17 protein-coding genes are annotated in these 21,655 nt (G+C 55.3%); 2 read left to right on the top strand and 15 right to left on the bottom strand.

Translation table 11 applies throughout. From position 1 onward, the window contains the following. From sppA to VMT71_01755, 6 genes are all read right to left on the bottom strand, one after another. Positions 1-996 (bottom strand): signal peptide peptidase SppA, encoded by a 996-nt coding sequence (sppA, locus tag VMT71_01780; protein ID HVN22673.1) that lies wholly within the window; start codon positions 994-996, stop codon positions 1-3. Between the two features lie 233 nt (positions 997-1,229). Then, the gene (locus tag VMT71_01775; GenBank protein ID HVN22672.1) at positions 1,230-1,445 is read right to left on the bottom strand and encodes a dodecin family protein; all 216 of its coding nucleotides are present in this window, start codon (positions 1,443-1,445) and stop codon (positions 1,230-1,232) included. 120 nt (positions 1,446-1,565) lie between these two features. Further along, positions 1,566-2,534 carry a DUF2950 domain-containing protein gene (locus VMT71_01770; protein HVN22671.1) on the bottom strand — a complete coding sequence of 323 codons (969 nt, stop codon included), beginning with the start codon at positions 2,532-2,534 and terminating at the stop codon, positions 1,566-1,568. A gap of 35 nt (positions 2,535-2,569) precedes the next feature. After that, entirely contained in the window at positions 2,570-4,114 is a 1,545-nt protein-coding gene (locus VMT71_01765; GenBank protein ID HVN22670.1) for a DUF3300 domain-containing protein, read from the bottom strand. A 259-nt stretch (positions 4,115-4,373) separates the two neighbouring features. Further along, the gene (locus VMT71_01760) at positions 4,374-5,276 is read right to left on the bottom strand and encodes a hypothetical protein (GenBank protein ID HVN22669.1); all 903 of its coding nucleotides are present in this window, start codon (positions 5,274-5,276) and stop codon (positions 4,374-4,376) included. Continuing rightward, the gene (locus tag VMT71_01755) at positions 5,273-5,701 is read right to left on the bottom strand and encodes an ester cyclase (protein ID HVN22668.1); all 429 of its coding nucleotides are present in this window, start codon (positions 5,699-5,701) and stop codon (positions 5,273-5,275) included. The genes VMT71_01760 and VMT71_01755 overlap by 4 nt, the downstream gene beginning before the upstream one ends. Before the next feature lie 249 nt (positions 5,702-5,950). Here VMT71_01755 and VMT71_01750 point away from each other — a divergent pair, with 249 nt between their 5' ends. Further along, complete coding sequence (locus VMT71_01750; GenBank protein ID HVN22667.1) at positions 5,951-7,210, top strand: ABC transporter substrate-binding protein; 1,260 nt, start codon at positions 5,951-5,953, stop codon at positions 7,208-7,210. Between the two features lie 154 nt (positions 7,211-7,364). Here the strand turns inward: VMT71_01750 and VMT71_01745 are convergent, their stop codons facing one another. The 9 genes from VMT71_01745 to VMT71_01705 all read right to left on the bottom strand — a co-directional run bounded on the left by VMT71_01745 (position 7,365) and on the right by VMT71_01705 (position 21,124). Then, complete coding sequence (locus tag VMT71_01745) at positions 7,365-10,196, bottom strand: cation-translocating P-type ATPase (GenBank protein ID HVN22666.1); 2,832 nt, start codon at positions 10,194-10,196, stop codon at positions 7,365-7,367. Positions 10,197-10,703: 507 nt separating this feature from the next. After that, positions 10,704-12,107 (bottom strand): NADPH-dependent glutamate synthase, encoded by a 1,404-nt coding sequence (gene gltA / locus VMT71_01740; protein ID HVN22665.1) that lies wholly within the window; start codon positions 12,105-12,107, stop codon positions 10,704-10,706. Beyond that, on the bottom strand, positions 12,104-12,973 hold the full coding sequence (locus tag VMT71_01735; protein ID HVN22664.1) for a sulfide/dihydroorotate dehydrogenase-like FAD/NAD-binding protein: 870 nt from the start codon (positions 12,971-12,973) through the stop codon (positions 12,104-12,106). The genes gltA and VMT71_01735 overlap by 4 nt, the downstream gene beginning before the upstream one ends. Continuing rightward, entirely contained in the window at positions 12,970-15,210 is a 2,241-nt protein-coding gene (locus VMT71_01730; protein ID HVN22663.1) for a 2Fe-2S iron-sulfur cluster-binding protein, read from the bottom strand. Before VMT71_01730 ends, VMT71_01735 begins: the two co-directional genes overlap by 4 nt. Further along, positions 15,207-17,087: an NADH-ubiquinone oxidoreductase-F iron-sulfur binding region domain-containing protein gene (locus tag VMT71_01725; GenBank protein ID HVN22662.1), complete on the bottom strand. Its 1,881-nt coding sequence runs from the start codon at positions 17,085-17,087 to the stop codon at positions 15,207-15,209. Before VMT71_01725 ends, VMT71_01730 begins: the two co-directional genes overlap by 4 nt. Continuing rightward, on the bottom strand, positions 17,080-17,529 hold the full coding sequence (locus tag VMT71_01720) for an NAD(P)H-dependent oxidoreductase subunit E (GenBank protein HVN22661.1): 450 nt from the start codon (positions 17,527-17,529) through the stop codon (positions 17,080-17,082). Before VMT71_01720 ends, VMT71_01725 begins: the two co-directional genes overlap by 8 nt. A gap of 168 nt (positions 17,530-17,697) precedes the next feature. Next, positions 17,698-19,077 carry a deoxyribodipyrimidine photo-lyase gene (locus tag VMT71_01715; protein ID HVN22660.1) on the bottom strand — a complete coding sequence of 460 codons (1,380 nt, stop codon included), beginning with the start codon at positions 19,075-19,077 and terminating at the stop codon, positions 17,698-17,700. A gap of 58 nt (positions 19,078-19,135) precedes the next feature. Continuing rightward, complete coding sequence (gene mscL, locus VMT71_01710) at positions 19,136-19,591, bottom strand: large-conductance mechanosensitive channel protein MscL (GenBank protein HVN22659.1); 456 nt, start codon at positions 19,589-19,591, stop codon at positions 19,136-19,138. Between the two features lie 114 nt (positions 19,592-19,705). Then, positions 19,706-21,124, bottom strand: a complete 1,419-nt coding sequence (locus tag VMT71_01705; GenBank protein HVN22658.1) for an MFS transporter — start codon at positions 21,122-21,124, stop codon at positions 19,706-19,708. A 171-nt stretch (positions 21,125-21,295) separates the two neighbouring features. Here VMT71_01705 and VMT71_01700 point away from each other — a divergent pair, with 171 nt between their 5' ends. Continuing rightward, the gene (locus VMT71_01700; GenBank protein HVN22657.1) at positions 21,296-21,562 is read left to right on the top strand and encodes a SemiSWEET transporter; all 267 of its coding nucleotides are present in this window, start codon (positions 21,296-21,298) and stop codon (positions 21,560-21,562) included. The last annotated feature ends 93 nt before the right edge of the window (positions 21,563-21,655 follow it).

Genomic DNA, 21,655 nt, shown 5'->3' with positions numbered 1-21,655 from the left:
CTAATTGCCGGCGAGCCCGGGTGCCCAGAGGTAATAGAATCCGGGGCCCAGTGCAGGGACAATTTCCGCAAGATTTAAATCGATAAGAGACGGGCTCTGTCCATTGAACAAGGTAGTTGAGGTATTATAGTATGTGTCGTTGGCGTACTTAGTGCGACGATAGACCACTACCCTGGCATCCTTCGAAAGCCCTGACATATCTTTCGCCTCGGCTATGGCATCGCTCATATAGCCGACGCGATCTACAAGCTTCAGCCGCAACGCCTCTTCTGCCGAATAAATACGGGCGGTGGAAACAGAAGAAAGCAACGTCTGGTCCATCATGCGGTGTTTAGCAACAAGATCAAGGAACCTCTTCGCCATCCTATCGATGAGTTCCTGAAAAATCTTCTGCTCCTCGGGAGTGGAGGGGCGAAAAGGCGAGCCTATGTCCTTTTCTTTGCCCGACTTATTCACCTCAACCGCCACCCCAAGCTTATCCATAAGACCCATCACTTTGGGATTAACAAAAATTACCCCCACCGACCCGGTAATAGTAGTAGGATGTGCAACGATCCTGTCTGCAGGCAAGGAAATGTAATAACCTCCAGATGTCGCCACATCCATAAGTCCCGCCACAATCTTTGCCTTCGTCCGTTCTTTGAACGCCATGATCTCGTGATAGAGGATATCGCTTGCTGTAATAGAACCACCGGGTGAATTGACCTCCAGGAGCACGGCTTTGATCTCATCATCCTTCTCTGCCTTCCGAAGCTGCGCCACGACCTCCTGAACAGTACCGGGCCGCTCACCAAGAAGACTCTTGCCAGGAGCATCCGATAAGAATCCTCTCACAGGGATAATGAGCACCTTTCCCCTTTCCTTGCCTTCGAGGGTATATTCTTTGAGGGGTTCCTTCGAATCCGGCCCTATGGTGACCTTCAGCCCTCCGCACCCCGAGGCCACAAATCCAGTTGCTATAACCAACGAGACCAGGATAAGACACGGCTTTTTCATGCCAACAACTCCTTCAAAAATCCGTAGTAAAAATCGCCCTAATTCTACTCTCGAATCTGCGCGAGTGCAAGAACGCAAAGCCCCTGCCGTCGCCGTTGGCGAGGTCACCAGGTCCATTGGCCTGATAAGTATGACTCCTGCGGAGAAAGGAAAGATTTCTTCAGGAAACGCCGGCCGACCTGTTGAGGCAGGGTTGACCTCGCACGGCGGCGTTTCCTTTTTTTGACGAAACTCTATTTCTTCTGGTGATATTTAAAGGAGAGGTTCAGTCTCACCCGGTAACCCGTTACCTTACCGTTTTCTACAGTTACGTCGAGCTTGATTACTTCGGCAACCCTCAAGTCTTCGAGGGTCTTGGACGCTGTTTCGACTGCATTCTTTGCAGCCTCTTCCCACGAGGTTTTACTTGTGCCTACTAATTCGATGATGTTATACACGCTGCCTTCCATGAGGACCTCCCCTTTCGAGATGTAGTTTGTTTATGCAATCTACGGCTAAGGAAATAATAGCTCAGCAAATTAACTTGTCAACTAAATTCAATTCACGACGCTGCCGGGTCCCTTGTACGCTCATTCGGGTGCGCGGGTCCATGTGGAGTCCGGGTCGAATGCTTGCATCGAGCGGGCTACGCTTCTGGTGTTCTTCCCAAGGTCCTTCTGGTAAACCACGCCATCCTGATTGACAATGAATGTCATAACGCCAGAAGCGCGATAATGTGCGGGATAGGCTATCAGTGCGAAACCGCCGATCATCTTTCCCTGCACCACGTAATCGTGAGCGCCGCCGGGTGCGTTCTTGCCCTGGGCCTTGATAATCCTGTAAAGATACCCATGATACGGCGCAGGCTTCCCACCCAGGGGTTTTTCGCCGTAGCCCTCTTCGCGTGCAGCCGCAAAGAGAGGCCCGATGGGGCTTTGCTCTTGACCTTCTGCAGTCTCCCAATAGAGGCCATCCTCCGTGCCGGGCTCACTCACGAAGCGTTGCGCATATTCAAGAAGTCCCTCTCCCTGGTGAGCCCTCCTCGACGCGTATTCCTTCTGTGCGTCGACGTAAGCAAGGCACACCTGGATCGCACTCAATTCATTTCTGCCGATTCTGCGTGCCACTATCTCCTCTCTACCTGCCTTTATGTCGAACCTCCAGCCGTTCCCGGCCTTGACTATTGGAAAGGGTAGAGGCCACTCCTCTTCTCCCACGTGAAGCACGAACGTGCCCGGTGTTTCTTCTTCGAGTCTGCTTTTCTGTTCATAACGCGTGATGAACCACTCGCGGCCTTTCCTGTCTTCTACCGGATCGCCCGAGAGGACTATGTGCCTGCTCCCAGGACCAAATATCGCCAGCAGTGATTTCGTGTCAGCCTCCTTGACCGCTTTGATCAGTGCGTTGACTGCATCCTGCGGGGAGGAAAAAATCTTCTGAGTGGAAATTTTCGCGTAGGCGTCGCCGCACGTGAGGAGACTACCAAGAAGCAGCAGAATCATGAGAAGCTCTATCTTTCCGCGAGAATTTTTTTCTTTTCTATTTTCAGATCCCAGCATCACTATCCCTCCATAAGGAGTTTCATATGCAAAACTCAGTGCCCGCCGTGCGGGCCGCCGCTGCCACCTGCGGGTCGAGCGCCACCACCCGTGGCGCTTCCATGAGGAGCGCCCTGGGGCGCGCCGCCACCCGGACCTCCACCACGAGGTGGGCTTTGTGGAGCGCCCCCCGTGGTAATTCCGCCGTGCGGGCCGCCGCTGCCACCTGCGGGCTGCGGCGCTCCTGCCGGAGGCGTGCTGCCGAGGCTTTCGCGGCCCCTGTTACTGAACTGCCGTATCTCAGCTTTCGAACCGGGCCCACCAAACGGCATGGGTCCTTGTGTTCCCTGTGTAGCACGAGTGGTACTTGCCAACGGCCGCGGAGGCTCAGTCCGCACAGCAGGCGGAGCTGGTGCCGGTTGCGCCGGTTGCGCAGGCGCAGGCCGCGCCACCTCTGGCTTAGCCGCAGGGGGCCGCGCAACACGCGGTTCCTGGGCAGGAGGAGTCTGAACTCTCGGCGGCTCAGGCTTGGCAACAGGGGATGGTGTGACTCGCGGCTGCTGCGCTTGAGGAGCTGGTGCCCCGTGCGGTGGCTCGAGCCTGGCCTGAGGAGCGGCTGATCCACGGGGTTGCTCAAAGCCTCTGTAGTCGCGTCGAGTATCGGCTCCCGGGCGAGGTCCTCGACCATACTTCTCAGCGACGGCCGGAGTCCGGTAGGCCACTCCTTGTCTGTGCACAGGGTCATGTTTCCACGTGCCCCTATCCCTGCCTTCGACCGTCGCGCGGGTTACATACCTGTTTATGTCGATATGGTTATTGATGCGTATGTTCTGTTCAGCGTTGATGATGACGTTATGACGATGCCAGTCAAAGCCGCCCCATGCATAGCCCCACGCCACGCCAATCCGGATTCCGAGACCGAAGCCGAAGACACCTCTGATGACCACTCCCCGGGGGTGATAGTAATAAGGTCGGTACGCGGGCCACCACCACGGGCCGTAAACTACCATTGGGTCATATACCGGCACGTAGATGATCTGCGGGACTACCGGTTGGATGACGATCTGCTGCGTCTGCGGATCGACAAAGACTGTTTGCTCACTCGTGTTCGCGAGATACCCTTGAGCCCAGGCCCGCTGCCTGAGTTGCTGGACCGTTGCCATCACCTGCTCTTCCTGAGCCAGAAAGGCATCTCCCAGCTGCTGCGTCCAGTCGAGTCTATCGTTCATCATCTGCAAGACCGAGGGGAAATTGACGAGCGATTTGACACTCGGGTCCCACGGCTGTTCTTCCAGGGCCCATGCAAGCTGGTCCCCAGTCAGTCGCGCGTTAAGTTGAACCCACCGTGCCGCCTGGACAACCTCAGCCGGGTATGTAGCTGCCATCAACACCTGCGCCAGAAGCTCATCCGGATAGAGCGCGATGGGGGCGAGCATCTGATCCAGCTGTTCCTGGCTGAAGGGTTGCGGCACCGCGTAGGGTCCAGGAGCCGACTGATTGTAAACGCTAGCCGGCGCCTGAGACAGCTGCTGTGCAGGCGCTGCCACGATGCTGGCGGTTACCATGATAATCGCTGTCATCACCGTCAAACATCGATACATCAACTCCTCCCGGCACACTCTCGAAATTAATCGCGGGTGAGAGAATTTCATGTTCCACCTCTTAGTAGTTTGCCTCATATCTCCACCTTGTGCATACTCAATGCCAAGCCGCATACTAGAGGAAATATGTTTCATTGTAAGAGCTTACCGTTTATGGGGCCTGAGCCTTCACGGGTAATTCGACAAGTTTGTCGACAGCAAGCGGAACGGCCAGACATATTTGTACACGAATGTTTGCCGTATAGCCCTCTTCGAATTATCATCGGTCCGGAATAATCTCACCTATCTGTCCCGCATCGTGCTCGGAAAAAAAGAGGCGTCCATCGGGAATCGCCAGCATCGCCCTCAGTCCGCTGCCAGGTGTGGGCACCGGGTATTCGGCCAAGAGCTGACCCGTCACTGCCATGCGGGCGACCACATTGACGCCATTCTCGGTGATCCAGAACTCACCGCCTGAGGCGAAGGCGATACTGCGGGGGCTGGCATTCGGTCGCGGTAGGGGAAAAGCACCACTATTGCCTTTCAGATCCATTCGACCGATCGCATTGCCGACGCTCTCGACAAACCAGAGATGGTTGTCCGGCCCGAGTATTATGGCCCGAGGCCCACTGCGAGGACTCGGAGCAGGGTACTCGGTGACTACTCCGTCCATGGTGATCTTGCCTATGCGGTTCCCGTCTGCTTCGCTGAACCACACGTCTCCGCCTGCCGCGACAAGTGCAAGCGGCTTGCTTCCGGGAGTGATGCCTCTGGCATATTCGGTTATAATGCCGTCCGGTGTGATTTTTCCAATCTGCGCTGCGTCTGCTTCTGAAAACCAGATATTGCCGTCGGGCCCGAGTATGATCCCGTCGGGTCCTGCATGCGGAGTAGGTAACGGGAACTCGGTTATGATCCCGGAAGGTGTGATTCTACCGATCTTGTGACCCGAGTGTTCTGTAAACCAGAGATTACCGTCCGCACCGGCAATAATGCCGACCGGTTCGCTCTCGGGCGTAGGAATAATAAATTCGGCAAACGTTCCGTCATCCGGAGAAAGCCGGGCAATCCTGGAGGCACCGTTTTCGCAGAACCAGAGATTCCCGACCGGTCCGAGTGCAATGATGTAAGGTCTGCTGCCCGGCGTTGGTATGCGATGTTCCTGAATACGTGGTTCTTTCACGCCAGAACACCCAGCTGGATTAGCATACCGAGTTCATCCCTGCTCACCCATTCTTCAGCAATCTTTCCCTCTTCAAATCGAAAGATTGCGATAGCCTGCCAGGCGACCTCCTTACCGGCCACCGCGTGACGGCCGATGCGGCTGGCCCACTCGCCACGATTAACAGCCTTGTGGCTCAGCCTGCATGCCACACGATCATCTTCTTCTATCAGATCGTGGATTGTTGTCGAGAATCCGCTGTACACGTCGAGAATACGGGCAAGGACTTGCCTGAACGCTTCAATCCCCTTGATAGGTTCTGCCATTTCAGGCCGATGGATGATGCAATCAGCGGCAAACAGATCACCAAGAAGTTCGATCTTTCTCTTGTCAAGCACTTCTTCAAAATAGCGCCGGACAATCGCTTTCTGATGCGAGATGGACATTTACCCTCCTGTCGAATCTGTGCGTGCTTGCCTTTCTCTCATTTTCCACACAGGCCTCGCTGTGAAGAGGCTCCGCTTCGACCTCAAACATAGGCTTAATCGGCACGCTGTGTCAAGATGCATTCGGGAACCGCCGAACTATTGAAGCAATTCTATTCTTCGGGTTTTGCTTGACGCGTCAGACGAGGCAATCTATTATCTAACAACATCTCTACAGCCCGTTGAAATATAAAAGCATGGAGGAGAAAGATGAAATCCAGGAGATTGTTTTCAGGCATCTGTCTCGTAGTTGCCTTCCTCATGGTGCTGTCCACCCTCGCCTTGACAGCAGAGCCAAAGAAAGCGACCAAGACAGGTGTACTCAAAATAGGATCGTCAATGCCCCTCAGCGGACCCATGTCCCCGTGGGGGATTCCGGAGTCGGAAGTAACGGCCATTTATGCTGACCTCTTAAATAAAGACGGAGGCCTTACCGCAGGCGACACAACGTACAGACTAGAATTTATTGTGTCGGATGATAAAGCCTCTCCGGACGGCATAAGGACATCGGCCGACAGGCTCATCAACACGGAAAAGGTGAATGCGGTAATAGGAGGATGGATGCCCGCGCTGGCCACCATCATGGGGCGGGACGGCACCGCAGCCAATATACCCGTGCTGCACATGGTGCGCGAAGCCAAAGGTATTGAGGTGGTTTCACCAAAATACCCCATCATGTTCGACGTAGGCTGGGCACAGATTGAGGGCATCAAGGTCTATATTCCCAAGCTGAAAGCCGCCGCACTGCCGAACGTAAAAACATATGCGCTTATATGTAAAGATGACACGCTTGGTCGCACCATGGCAGAGCAGATAAAAGGCCTGAAGCAGGAGTGGCAGGCCAAGTATGGTTTGGAGATGGTCTACGATGATGTCTTCCCTATAACAGCTCAAGACATGACCCCATGGCTCTCGAAGATTGCTGCCTTAGCGAAAAAAGCAGATCTCATTTTTGCAGCGTCGGCCACTGTCCCGAACCTCGCCATGATCGCCAAGCAGTCCTATGAGATGGGACTCAAGGTCCCCATCGTGACGGTACCGAACCTGACTGACGTGGGAGAATTCATCAAGATAGCCGGATACGAAGGATCGCAGTATGCGTACACGTCGGGATGCGCCCCCTGGGATTCACCGAAAACATCTCCCAAGTTCAAGGATATGGCTAATCGCATCCGCAAAGCATGGAAGGATAAGCACGGTACAGACCTCACGTTTGGTGATTCATTTGCGTGGTGCGCCAACCACCTGGCGGCGTACGTCAGTGCAGTCACGCTCGCGCATAGCGTAAAGACCGAGGACATCGTCCGGACGCTGGAGTCCAAACCCATAGAGCATTTTTACGGGACGAGCGTGGCCAGCGGAGAGAAAACCTACGGCATAAAGCGGATGCTCACGTATGATGCTTCAATAGCAAAAATAACCGGGCGCGAACAGAAACCGGTAGTGACGTTCCCCACGGCCGTGCCGTAAAATAGATGGCGTAGTCCTCTGCTGGCTTGACGCCGCCCGTGGGATTTATCTAGCGAACACGGCTCGCGAGAGAGGGAGGCTCCACGTGGCTTTGCCACTGGAGGGGGCGACGCGAGCGCCCCAGGAATAGATTTCTACCCCAAGTATAGGGTGACTACTCTACTGCCATCCTGTGTTGCAGCTTTGCAGCGTGCCGCCGGATGAAAACCTTTGTCACCTCTGCGGCCACGGACGCCATCATCATAAACGGGAGCATAACGACCCAGTCCGTCAGATCCAGGAAAGTCGTGCCGAAGAAGGGCCTCAGGAACGGGACATAGACTGCGAGCAGGACCAGCATGCTTGAGCCGCCCACAGCCCAGAGCATCCACCGGTTCGTAAAAAGACCGATCGAAAATATTCCGTGGTGCTCGGAGCGCGCCGTAAAGGCCCTTAATAGTTCGGACATACAGAGTGTGGTGAAGGCCACGGTCTGTGCCTTTTCCAGCTCTCCCGGATACCGATTGAGCGCCCAGTAGTAGCTGAGCAACACTGCAGCAGTCATGACAACCGCCTGGACAATCGTGCCTACCTGCATCTCCCAGTTGATGATGGGCTCCTTTACAGGGCGCGGAGGACGCTCCATGATGTCCGTATCTCCCTTTTCAAGCCCCAGCGCGAGCGCCGGTGCACCGTCGGTCACCAGGTTGAGGAGCAGCAACTGAACTGGCCTCAGCGGTATGGGAACGCCAACAAGCATGGCGAGGAAGATGATCAGAATCTCCCCTATGTTGCAGGAGATAAGGTAGTAAACGAACTTGCGGATATTCGAGTAGATGACGCGTCCCTCTTCTATGGCAGAGACAATACTCGCGTAATTATCATCGGTCAGCACCATGTCTGCTGTTTCTTTCGAAACATCGGTGCCGGAGATGCCCATGGCTACGCCTATGTTCGCTCTCTTCAGCGCCGGCGCGTCATTCACGCCGTCCCCGGTCATGGCCACAACGTGTCCTCTCGCCTTGAACGCATCCACGATCTTTGTTTTGTGTTGAGGAGAAACACGGCAGCAGACATCAAGCTTATCCACTTCGGCTGCCAGTTCCGCTTCACTCATCTTATCAAGCTGCGCCCCTGTAAAGATCTTTCCGCCGGGGGTCGAGAATCCTATTTCTCTCGCAATGGCCACCGCGGTGTCTTTATAGTCACCGGTGACCATCACGCTTTTCAGCCCGGCCCGTTTTGCTATCTTTACCGCTTCCTTCACTTCAGGCCTCGCCGGGTCGATTATGCCAAGGAGGCCCACAAACGTGAGTTCGCGCTCCACGGTCTCGCTGCTACAGTCATCGGGCACCTTGTCCAGCGGACGATACGCTACGCCCATTACCCTCAGGGCCTGGCCGGCCATGTCGTGCACAGCTTCGAGTACAGCCTTCTTCTTTTCGTCCGAAATGGGAACTTGAGTATTGTTTTCGAAAACATGATCGCACAGATCGAGTACAACGTCGGGCGCGCCTTTCACAAAGGCCACGATAGGCGGACAAGGGAAACATAATTTGGCCTCCAGTTCCGCCCTCCCGTTAGCCTCGTGGATCGTGGTCATACGCTTACGGTCGGAATCGAAGGGGATCTCCTGCACACGCGGTAATTCCCGCTCTACTTCCTTGCGCCAAAGTCCGGCCTTGGCACCCGCCACAAGCAAGGCCCCTTCCGTCGGATCGCCGACAATACGCCAGTTTGCTTCGCCTTTAGCGCCGTCTGCAGTCTCGAGAAGGGCATCGTTGCAAAGCACTCCGCCGTGAAGCAAGAGAGACGTCTCTGAAGTTCTCATCGGATTAAAGGCATCATCGCCCTGGAAGAACTGCCCGGTAGGATTATAGCCCTCTCCCGTTACTTTGAATCTCTTGCCGCCCACCCAGCCCTGGAGAACGGTCATCTGGTTCTGGGTCAACGTGCCCGTCTTGTCAGAACAGATCACAGTCGCGCAGCCGAGTGTCTCCACGGCAGGCAACTTACGGATCAGCGCGTGGCGCTTGATCATCCTCTGCATGCCGATTGCCAGGCAGATCGTCACCACGGCCGGCAACCCTTCCGGTATGGCGGCAATGGCTAGACTCACGGAGGTCATGAAGAGGTTTACTATATCCTTCTCCTCAGCCTTGAAATAGGCCACAAGACCATTTTTGATGAAGGCCGAAAGGTTTGTATCCCGGAGGATGCCATACACAAAAATAATCCCGCAGATGATAAGGCATGCGGTGCCCAGCCACTTGGCAAGCTGATCGAGCTTGAGTTGCAGCGGTGTCGATTCGCTTTCGTACGATTGGAGCATCTGCGCGATGAGACCGATCTCCGTGTGCATACCCGTGGCAACCACCATCCCCTTCCCCCGTCCGTACGTGACCATGGTGCTCATGAAGGCGGAATTCTTCCGGTCGCCGATAGGGATCTCTTTGTCCAGCACTTCTGAAGCGACTTTATCGACCGGGACTGACTCGCCGGTCAGTGAGGCTTCCTCTATCTTCAGGTTGGCGCTTTCCACCAGACGAAGATCCGCCGGGATGTAGTTGCCCGCCTCAACCAGAACGACGTCGCCGGGAACCAGTTCCCGCGATGGGATGGCTTTCTGGTGTCCATCGCGGATGACCTGTGCATTCGGTGCAGCCATTTTCTTGAGGGCCGCCAGGGACTGCTCGGCTTTTGATTCCTGAACGACTCCCACAATGGCGTTTAGTATCACGATCACCATGATGGCCAGGGCATCTACATATTCCCCGAGAAGGAGAGAGACAACAGCGGCAATGATAAGGATGATCACCAGGAAGTTGTTGAACTGGTCAAGGAGCATGCGCAAAAAGCCGGGCCGCGGACGTTCGTCCAGCTCGTTAGGCCCCAGTTTCTGCATTCTGGCGTCTGCTTCCGCCTGGGTCAAGCCCTCATCAATATGCGTTTCGAGCTCTTTGGCAAGTTCAAAAACCGGCCTGCAATGACATTCCTTAAGGTTCACGACGCCCCCCTGTTACGAATCTTTCTATTCGCCTCAGACTGGCAATCCCTCGAGCTAAGTAGGCGAAGTTATTATAGTGCGGTCCTCAGCTCCCGCCCATCTGAGGGCGAATATTTTAGCACGAAAAGTCAAAAGTCCTCAAGAAACAAAGCGGCAGGACGCGAGCCCCACTGATAGAAGCGCGAGCACTCACCACAAAAGTTTTATGCCGAGAGTGATAGCCAAGAGGCACATAACCCATAAAACTATCGGTCCAGATGCGCCGTGAAATTCAAAGCCGAGCACCTTAAACTCGATAGGGCCGGTCGTGTACTTGAGGAGAAGCACAACGCAGATTGAGGCGATAGCGGCAAGCGGCAATCCGACAGTTGCGGCAAAATGCTCTTTTGCAACTTGCACTATCCATGGGTCTGGTCCCCAGCGGACGCAGGCGTACTAGAAGCACGTCGAGCACAGACAGGTGAAAGGCGACAAAAGAGATGGGCTTTTGACGCCGCTGCCCGCCCCCTAGCTAAGGTACGCGTGTATGGAGCGCGCCGCCTTTCTACCCGCCCCCATCGCGAGAATAACGGTCGCTGCCCCTGTCACTATATCGCCCCCTGCCCAGATGCGGTCCCGTGTCGTCTTTCCTGTTTCCGGATCGGCAACGAGCGTGCCCCTTTTTGTTGTCTGGAGCCCTGCAGTCGTCGAAGGAATGAGGGGATTCGGGCTGTTACCTATTGCGCACACAAGTGCGTCGAACTTCACTGTGAAATTGGAACCCTCGATCTCGACAGGTGAACGCCTCCCTGAGGCATCGGGTTCACCCAGCTCCATTTTCATGCACTCGATCTCTTGCAACCATCCATCCTCATCGCCTATGTAGCGGAGCGGAAGTGTCAACACTGAAAAAATCACTCCCTCTTCTTCGGCATTCTCTACCTCTTCATGGCGCGCAGGAAGCTCGTTCATAGAGCGACGATAGATAATGTGTACCTCTTTCGCCCCTCTGCGCAGCGCAGTGCGCGCCGAATCCATGGCAACGTTGCCACCGCCGACCACAGCAACGCGTGTGTGTCTTTTCACGGGGGTCGACGAGTTCGGGAATTTATACCCCTGCATGAGGTTCATCCTGGTCAGATATTCGTTCGCCGAGTAAACGCCGTTCAGGTTCTCTCCGGGAATGTTCATGAACCACGGCAGGCCTGCACCTGTACCGATAAATATCGCGTCGTATTCTTCGAGCAGCTCATCAACCGTGCGGGTCTTCCCTACGACGAAGTCGGTCACGACATTCACTCCCAGCTTCTGCACGTAATCCACTTCCCGCGCCACAATTCTCTTCGGGAGTCGGAATTCCGGAATCCCGTACGTGAGAACGCCGCCCGCCCTGTGCAATGCCTCGAAAACGGTGACTTCGTGGCCGAGCAGAATAAGATCACCCGCAACGGTGATGCCTGCAGGCCCAGACCCGACCACGGCAATCTTCTTGCCTGTCGGCTTTGGCCGGGGCGGGATTTCGACAACACCCTCCGCCGCTTCCCAGTCGGCAAGAAAGCGCTCGATCCTTCCTATTGCAACTTCCGCCCCTTTATTCTTGAGAATACATTGCGACTCGCACTGGCTCTCCTGGGGGCACACGCGGCCGCACACCGCGGGTAGACAGTTCTTCTCCTTCAGTTTCTTGATGCCTGAAGCGAAATCGCCCTTGGTGACGAAGGAGACGAACCCGGGGATATCAATCTCCACCGGGCACCCTGTGACACAGCGCGGCTTCTTGCACTGCATGCACCGTTTCGCCTCGGCCATGACCAGATCCTGCGTGTAGCCGAGAGCCACCTCGCTGAAGTTGTGACGCCTGATTTCCGGAGGCTGCCTTGGCATATCGTTGCGGTTAAGATCGAGTTTCTTCGGACGTTCTTCTGTGCTCATGCTTGGCACTTCCCCTCTTTATGGAGCGCCTTGGCGATTACAGGCGCCGGTTCGCTCCGCTTGAAATAAAGCGCCTCTTCGTCCATGTATTGCTTTCTGCGCGCCAGGAACTCTTTCCAATCGACTTCGTGGCCGTCGAACTCCGGTCCATCCACGCAGGCGAACTTCATCTTTCCTGTCACGGTCACACGGCACACGCCGCACATGCCGGTTCCGTCGATCATGATCGGATTGAGATTGACGACCGTGGGTATGCCCATGCCCTTCGTGATCTCGGAGGTGCGCGCCATCAGGTAGGTACATCCATTGACGATGATTCTGTCGGGTGGGCTCGATAATCCATTGATCACGTCCTGAAGGCGCGTCACGTGCCCCTTGTAACCGCGGCTTCCATCACGGGTGATGGGAATGATCTTATCCGACAGGCCGACGAATCTGTTTGTCCAGTACAGAAGGTACGAACTGCGCGCTTCCATGACCGTCACCACGGTGTTCCCATGATTCTTCAACTCGCGCACGACCGGATATATGCTCCCGATGCCGTAACAGCCGGCCACCACCATTACCGTGCCGAAGCGCGCAATCTCCGTCGCATTGCCCAGCGGGCCCACACACGTCGCTACGCTGGCCCCGGGGGCGAGTGCGGCAAGACGGCCGGTCGACGCACCCGCTTCCATGAACACGATAGTTATGGTGCCTTTATCCTTGTCCCAGTCCGCCACTGATAGAGGAATGCGCTCGCCTTCCTCCTCTGACCGCAGGATGACGAACTGGCCCGGCTTGATCTTGGACGCAATTTCCGGGGCCTCTATTTCCAAGAGATGCATATTGGGCACAAGCATTTCGCTCTGGACGACCCTGTTCATCGTTTCTCCTTTAGCACCTTCATGCCCGTAACCACCTCGCTGAGCAGAATGCCGCGGTGGCTCTCGCCCCGTCCGTTCCAGCAATGGGAAGAGGTGCGCGTCACGCGTCCGCTTTCGCTTGTGATCGGGTAGCCGATCTTTTCAAACTCAACTTTCTTTCTCGAGTCGGAGATGCCCTTCACCTGTTTTTTGAGCTCCTGCTGTAAGGCTGAAACCGTGGTGTACTTCATTTTCCCCTTGTTGAGTTTTTCTGCGATCCTGCTCACTATCCACCAGTCGGGCTTTACATCCTCCGACGGTGTCACGGCCTGCTGCAGATGCAGGATGCGTCCTTCAGCATTTATCACTGTTCCCGCGCATTCCGTGAACAAGGCAGAAGAAAGAATCAGGTCAGGCTGGCGAGAAGAGTCCATAGGGAATGCATTCTGGTATATCAGATAGTCGCACGGCGGGAGTTCTGCTGCAGGCGCCTCTCCGATAAGGTAGATCACCTTACGAGGTCGCTTGAAATCTATCGGTTCCGGTGCATACGGCAGCGTTCCCTCGGACGCCTGCTTTCGCACGATCTGGCCGGGCTCAAGGCCCGGCAGCGCACCTACTGCCACCATGCCGCATATATTGGTGTACGGGTGTGCGATCATGACCTTCCAGCCCAACTCATCTCTTATGGTAATCAGGGCCTTCAACACGTCATGTCTGGCTTCAGACGCAAGGACCTGGGGCCCGGCGATGAGGAGACTGTTCTTTGACTTTCCAAGGGACCGCGCGATGATTTTCTCTTCTTCACTCCATTGGGACGTTCCGCCGAAAGAGGGGCCTGCCGCACCTGACCATGAAGCGCCCGTGCGTATGCCGTCGAGGATGGTAGCCCAGTTCTCCTCGGGTGCACTGCACGACGCCTCTGAGAGCATTTCGAGATTCGACTCGCATGAATTGATCGTGGCAAAAAAGGCGCCTCGTCGCGTTACGCTTTTTACTGCAATGCCGATAGGCGAGTAGCCGTACGTAGAATCGAATCCCAGTGCCAGTATCGCTTCTGCCTCCCCGATCGCAGAAATTGGGACCGTGCGCGTGGCAAGATCAAGGAAAGGCATAAGGTCGTCGCCCAATTCGATAAGCAGCGATGATGCGATATTCTCCGTACCGAGCGCCTGTCTCGCGAACTGCTGGGCTGCAAACAGGTCTTCGTTCGACAACTCCGGAGAGACCATGAGCAGGCAGTCATCGGGGCTCAGGTCTTTCAATTTTTCGGCAGCCAGCGCTATAGCCTCTTCCCAGGGAATATCGTTGTATCCCATGGACGTGCGCTCTCTTGGATTAGTGAAACGGGCCGGACTATGCACGTATTCAGGCACCGCAAACCGTCCCTTGACGCAGATCAGGCCGTGATCAACGGGCGATGTGTAATCTGGGAGCACATCGATTACCGTGTTGTTCTTTATCTGGACGCGGAGCTGACAGCCGACAGAGCAGTAGACGCACGTGGTCCCAACTTCCTTGTCCGGCTTGCCGGACCACTTTGAAACCTTTGCAGAAAGTGCTCCTGTGGGGCACGCGTCCACGCAGGCTCCGCAGAACTCGCACCCGGCCTCCAGGTGCGTGCGGTCAAAGGCAGGACCGATTGTGGTCTGTTTGCCGCGCTGTTTAAAGCTGAGTGTCGCGTTAAGGCGCACATCGTTGCAGACGCGCACACACCTGCCACAAAGAATGCAGAGATTGTAGTCACGGTCATAAAAGGGATCCAGCTTCTCCACGCTGTAATTTCGATAACGGACAGGATAGGATGTTTCCCCGATGCCCACGCGCTCGGTCAGCTCCTGGAGGTCGCAACGGCTGTCGTTGGGGCAGTACCGGCACCCCGTAGTCATGCCTGCTTTGCGGATGGTGCCCTGGTAGTTCTTGCACTCCTCTGCTTCGGTGCAGAAAAGGCAGCTCGCCGGGTGCTCGCTCAGCAGTAGTCGCAGAACCTCCTGTCGCAAACTTTTCAGTTCTGCAGTCTCGGTTCGTATAACCATCCCTCCCTCTGCAGGCGTCGTGCATGACGTAGGAAAGCCGCGCAGGCCGTCCACTTCCACCATGCAGAGCCTGCAGCTTCCGTAGGAAGGCAGCTGCTCGAGAGCGCAGAGCGTTGGGATGTAGATGTTGTGAGCCCTGGCAGCCTGCAGTATGGTGAGGCCTGAACGCACCTCCACCGGTTTGTTGTCAATGGTCAGGCTCAGCGTCTTCTCGCGCGTCATGGTCTGGCCTCCCCGCTGGCAATCACGATAGCGTCACCGGCTATAGCGTCAAACCTGCATATCTCGTAGCAGGAGCGGCACTTGATACATTTGGTCTTGTCGAGGTTGTGCGGCTCTGAGCGCGGCCCGGAGATTGCTCCAGTCGGGCAGACGCGCACACACGACTGGCAGCCCGTGCATTTCTCCTTGATCACCCGGTACTCAAGGAGAGACTTACAGACGACTGCACGGCAACGGTGATCCCTGATGTGCTCCAGGTACTCGTTCCTGAAGTAGCGAAGCGTTGTCAACACAGGATTCGGAGCAGTCTGACCGAGCCCGCAGAGCGCAGTCTTCTTGATCGTGTCACCAAGCGTCCTCAATGCAAGAAGATCTTCCATCGCGCCCTCACCGTTGGTTATCTTCTCGAGGAGTTCGACCATGTGGCGCGTTCCCACGCGGCAAGGCACACATTTGCCGCACGATTCTTTCTGCGTGAAATCGAGAAAGTATTTTGCTACGTCAACCGTACACGTATCTTCGTCCATGATAATGAGACCGCCCGAGCCCATGATTGAGCCTGCTGCAGCCAGCGACTCGTAATCGACCGGCAGATCCAGGAACTCCTCCGACAGACATCCTCCCGAAGGTCCGCCCGTCTGTATGGCCTTGAAGGTTTTCTGAACTCCTCCACCGATGTCGAAGATGATCTCCCGCAACGTGGTCCCCAGCGGTACTTCGATAAGACCGGGCCTCCTAACCTTGCCGACGAGGGAGAAGGTCTTGGTGCCCCGGTTGCCTTCCTTTCCATGCTTCGCGTACCACTCCGGTCCGTTTCTCAAAATGTTCGGGAGCGTACCCAGTGTCTCGACGTTATTTATGATGGTGGGGCATCCGAAAAGTCCTGAGAGGGCCGGGAATGGAGGACGGGACTTGGGCATGCCGCGCTTGCCTTCGATGGAGCCGATAAGGGCCGTCTCTTCTCCACAGACAAAAGCACCGGCTCCTTCCTTGATCTTGATATCAAAGCTGAACGGCGAGCCCAGTATCTCATCTCCCAATAGGCCGTATGCACGCATTTGATCGAGCGCGTTCTTGAGGCGCTCGATGGCAAGAGGATATTCAGCACGGATGTAGATGATGCCCTTGCTCGCCCCGATGGCGTAACCCGCGATGAGCATTCCTTCAAGCACCGCGTGGGGGTCAGATTCGATCAAAGACCTGTTCATGAAGGCTCCGGGGTCGCCCTCGTCAGCATTACAGATCAGGTATTTCTGCTCACCCGGCGCGCTTCTGCAGAATGTCCATTTCTTGTACGTGGGGAAACCTGCGCCGCCTCTGCCCCGCAGACCCGCCTGCCGCACCACCCCGATTACCTCTTCGGGCGATTGCTGCAGCGCATTGACAAATCCCGCGTAGCCGTCGACCGCAAGGTACTCGTCGATCTCCTCGGGGTCAATCATGCCGCAGTTTCGCAGCACGATTCTCACCTGTCCCTTGAGCATCGGCAGATTCCAGAAGGAGGGCATATCTGCGTAGGCGCCGTTTCCGAAACGACCGATTGCAAGCTTCGGGTGGGGCTTCTCTTCCAGGAGGTGGGACTTCAGTATGGTGGCGAGCGTCTTTTCATTCACGTTGCCGTAACTTACCCTGGGCTTACCCGGCAGCTGGATGTCCACGAGCGGCTCCAGGTAGCAAGGGCCAATACAGCCCACCTGCACCAGGTTTGCGGTGATCCCGTTTTCCGTGGTGAAAGCATTGATCTGTGCCAGCGCATCCAGCGCGCCCGCTGCCCTCCCGCACGATGCCGCTCCCACATAAATGACCGGCACCGCACTTTTGTACCTGTTCTCCCATTTGTTTTTTGCCGCATCTCTCTTCTCGTGCAAGTTATTCATAGCTGGCCCTTAATTGTGTTAGTTTGCTCACCGTGACCCGGCTATAGATGTCCCGGTCTATCTGCACCACCGGAGAAAGAGCACAGCACCCCAGACAGGCAACCCGGTCAAGGTCATACTTGCCATCCGCTGTTGTTTCACCGCATTTGATTTCCAGTCCACGCTCCAGCGTCTCAAGCAGGGTACCTCCCCCGCGCACGTGGCACGCCGTACCCAGGCAAACCTTGATAGAGTGGAGGCCGGGCTTGGTGAACCGGAACTGGGCGTAAAACGAGGAGACGCCGTATATCTGATTCTCAGAGATGCGCAGGTAGCGCGATATCTCTTTTATGGATTCCACCGAAACATAGCCGAATTCTTTCTGGACATCCTGAAGGATCGGGATAAGGTTCTCGGACTTCCGAAGATGCTTCTGCAGCACTGCTTGGATGGTTTCGGGCATGCTCTTCCTCCGCGCGAAGGGACGATCGTATTTTTGTGAATACACAGTTGCCGTGAATTTGGCAAGATACCAGCGGGCCGGCCGTTTGGCCGGAAGTGCAGCGATGTGTCTGTTCGCGAACAGACATTACTCCCCCTTCTTCTCTTTTAGTTCGCGGGAAAATTTATGTCAAGAAAATTTTGCAGAAGGGCCGTCAGTACTGGGTTTGCCCGGGACAGATTCTATATACGCCTCTATATCAAATTTCGATCTGGCGCCGTTGTAGCTCATGTAGCGGATAGTGCCGAAGATAGGTCGGACAGGCCATGGCCTGTCGTGCACTCCTCCGATGGACCACGCAATCCCCGTATAGCCGTTAGGATCACGTCCATCCAACTCATACCGGTCGTTGAGATAGATCGCGATCTGCAATGCTTCTTCCGGGTACCGCGTCCACTCGAGAATCTTCTTGCCCCAGTACATGCGCAGGTAGCCGTGCATCTTTCCACGGCGCACCATCTCCAACTGAGCAGCGTTCCAGAGTTGATCGTGGGTCTCGGCCTGTTCCAGCTCTTCGCGCGTGTACCGGTACAGTTTTCTGTCGCGAACGTGTTCGGCAAGGCTTTTCGCCGCCCAGGCAGGGAATCCTTTAACGGAATCGTATCCTGTGTTGTAGTAGCAGAAATTATCCGCCAGTTCACGCCTCACGATAAGTTGCTCGAGAAAAGCTTCTTTAGATTCGCCGGCGATTCTCACTGTGCACACGTCGAGTGCGACCCGCTGCGCTGACAGCTGGCCGAAATGGAGATACGGAGAGAGGTCAGAGAGGCCTCTCGTGGCTGGATCATTTCTTGCTTCGGCATAGGAGGCAAGTCGTGAGTCTATGAAACGACGAAGAGCCTTGAGCGACTGTTTTTCTCCGGGTATCATCCATGTTACCGGAGGGATTGCGTCGCACCGGACAGTCCGCACCACACGATCCCAATCAACCGGCAGCACCCCTCTCTTCCATTGAAATGGATGCTTCTGCAAACTCGGCATGGGCTTGAGAAATTCAGGAAGACGCGCTCTTATTTTCGGACGAAACGTGCGTGCCCCTACCTCCTGTTTTGGAGAGGCAACCCAGCACGGGACTATGTTGTGGGCGTCTACTTCGTAGAATGCGACATTCAATCGATCCGCAACGGCATGCTTCCATTCCCGCTTTATCCGTAACGGATCAAAATCGGTAACGACCGCGCCGATGTTATGTTCCGAAACGAAGCGCTGAATCTCTTCTTCCGGATCGCCTGCCTTCAGGAAGAACGGAACGTTTTTTCTAGATAAGTCTTTTTCAATTTCCCGCAGACCCTGGATCATGAAATCATAGTGGCGCCAGGTCGCGCCGAGGAACTGAGGGACAAGGCAGAAAAGCACGACCATCGGTTGTTTCTGTTCCAGGGCTAGTTCCTGGGCAAAGAGGAGTGCCCAATTATCCTGAACCCGCTGATCCCTGCTCATCCAGTAGGTGACCGGACCGGGGCTTCTAATGCGGCCATTCAGCAGGAGGATGCGGCGCTTATCGACCATGATACATGGCTCTGGCGGATAGCTCTCTGTACGTAGGTCCTGAACGTACGGTCGTCCGTTACGCTGCCTTTACTTCAGACGTGCAGTGAGGACAGCGCGTCGCCTTGATGGGAATCGCCGAAATGCAATACGGGCACTCTTTCGTTGTGGGTTCGGCAGGGGGCGCTTCTTTCTCTTTGCGCATCTGGTTGACGCCTTTCACCAGCAAAAAGATCGCGAAGGCCACAATCACGAAATTGATGATCGTATTGATGAAAATACCCCAGTTTATGGTGATCGCTCCCGCGGCCTTGGCCGCAGCCGGTGTCGCATAGGGACCCGCGACCTTACCATCTTTAAGAACCGAGAAGATGCTTGTGAAATCCACATTGCCGAGGAGAAGTCCGATCGGCGGCATCAGAACATCCGCGACGAACGAAGCGACAATGGTGCCAAAAGCTGCGCCGATAACGATACCAACAGCCATATCCAGAACATTGCCCTTCATGGCAAATTCTTTGAACTCTTTGAGCATCCGAGCACCCCCGCTTTTTAATAAGGAATAAAACAGATCAACATCAAGGTCAAGGGAAATTGCGGCACGCCGCTCTCGGCATCCCCATCCAGCCCGCCCGTAGCGCAGACCTGATCATTGTGTCTTACCCCTGGCGATGGATGCGAAGATCCCCCCGACACAGAGCAGTGCACAAATCAGGAATGTCAGCCGAATGCTTTTGAGGAAAAAAGGGAAGTAGTAGGGACTTATACGGACCCTCCCGACATAGAGTGAAAGCAGCAGTAGGGCTATGGCCAGACTCGAAACCTGGCCAACGGCGCGCATGGTGGAAAGTATGCCCGATGCCACACCGTAGGATTTCTTTTCCACCGAGTTCATGACGGCTATGGTATTGGGTGATGTGAACAGGGCAAACCCGAATCCCAGGAGGGCCAACTTTGCCACAATAACATAAGGGCTCGTCCTCTCATCAATAATCGAGAGCAGGAAAAGGCATAGTGCCGTTATGGCCATGCCCGCGGTCGCCACCAGGCGCGGCTGTGCACGATCCGAAAGCCTGCCGGCCCAGGTCGCTACGACTGCTTGTACTATGGGTTGGGCCACAAGCAGCAATCCAGCGCCCTGCGGGCTCATGCCCTTCACGTACTGCAGGTAGAGGCTCATCATGAACGTGACTGCATTTGTGGCGCTGTAATGAATAAGCGCAGCCACGTTTGAAAGGGCGAAGACCCTGTTATTCCGAAAAAGGGCGAGATTGACGACAGGATTTGTTCTTCCGCGCTCCCACCTGACAAACAGAAGGAATCCGAAGAAGCTGAGAATGACGGCCAACCACCCGTTTGACCCGGGTAACATCGAGAGCCCCACAATCAGACATATCAGCGAAGCCGAACAGATAACCGAGCCTGCGAGATCAAACCTCTCCCCGCGCGACTCGGCCCATTCGCCTTTCAATTTGAGCAGCCCGAGCACAACCACCAAGATCCCGAAGGGGATATTGGCCAGAAATATGCTTCTCCACCCCAAATGCTGCGTAAGGAAACCGCCGATCACCGGACCGCACGAGATGCCAAGATAGACGGCTCCAATAGCTATACCCATGGGCTTTCCTCGCTCGTGCGGCGCATAGAGCGATGTAATGATGGCAACCGAAGTACCAAAGCTCATCGCCCCGCCCACCCCCTGCAGAGTCCGGCATGCGATGAGCATGGGAACCGATGTTGCAATAGAGGCGAGAAAAGAAGCAACGGTGAATACCGCCACCCCGCAAAGGAAGACCCTTTTTCTCCCGTAGATGTCGGAGATCCTGCTGAAGGGCACGAGGAGCGACGCTGTGGCAAGCGTGAAGGACATCGCCACCCAGGTCAGCAGTACGGCGTCAATGTGGAACTCTCTCTCGATCGAGGGCAGCGCTATGCTGACGGAAGCAGCCATGAAAGGCCAGGAAAAATTCGCAATCGTGGTGACAATAAGGGCGACTTTTTGGGTCGTCCTTACGGAGTCACTTTCGGTGCTTGCCGCCCTCTCGGGCCGCACAGGCTCGCCGCTCATAGCCTATTAAAGCAGCTTGGGTATAACATTGCAAGGCCTCACTTCCAGATTATTTCAGCCGAATATGCTATATAAGAACAACCGCTCAAGTGAGCAGTGATCCTTGAGTAATGAGCAGGACAAGCGATAACATTTTGTGTGTAGCAGCTCTTGCATGCGAGGAATATAGAAATGGTTTTTGCTGTAGATGCAGTCTCTATTTTAGGTTTCGTTGCAGGCGGTTTGACCACTGTTGCCTTTTTCCCTCAGGTAGTAAAAGCAGCGCGCACAAAATCCACACATGACATTTCACTGGGAATGGTAAGTCTCACCTCAACAGGCATTTTCCTTTGGTTCATTTACGGCCTTTGCGTGCGCTCTTTGCCGATTATTCTCCCGAATTTTATCAGCTCGGTATTGACTTTTACCCTGCTCACGCTGAAGATCAAGTATAGGTGACATACCGGCTTGCATTCGTTCATATAGCTTCGTTGCCTGCGGCGGCACGACTACGACGTACTATCAGTACGCCTCCGTCGCTATCCGCCTTGT

This window comes from Syntrophorhabdales bacterium (assembly GCA_035541455.1).
GTDB lineage: Bacteria > Desulfobacterota > Syntrophorhabdia > Syntrophorhabdales > WCHB1-27 > JADGQN01.
This window is presented reverse-complemented; position numbering and strand designations above follow the sequence as displayed.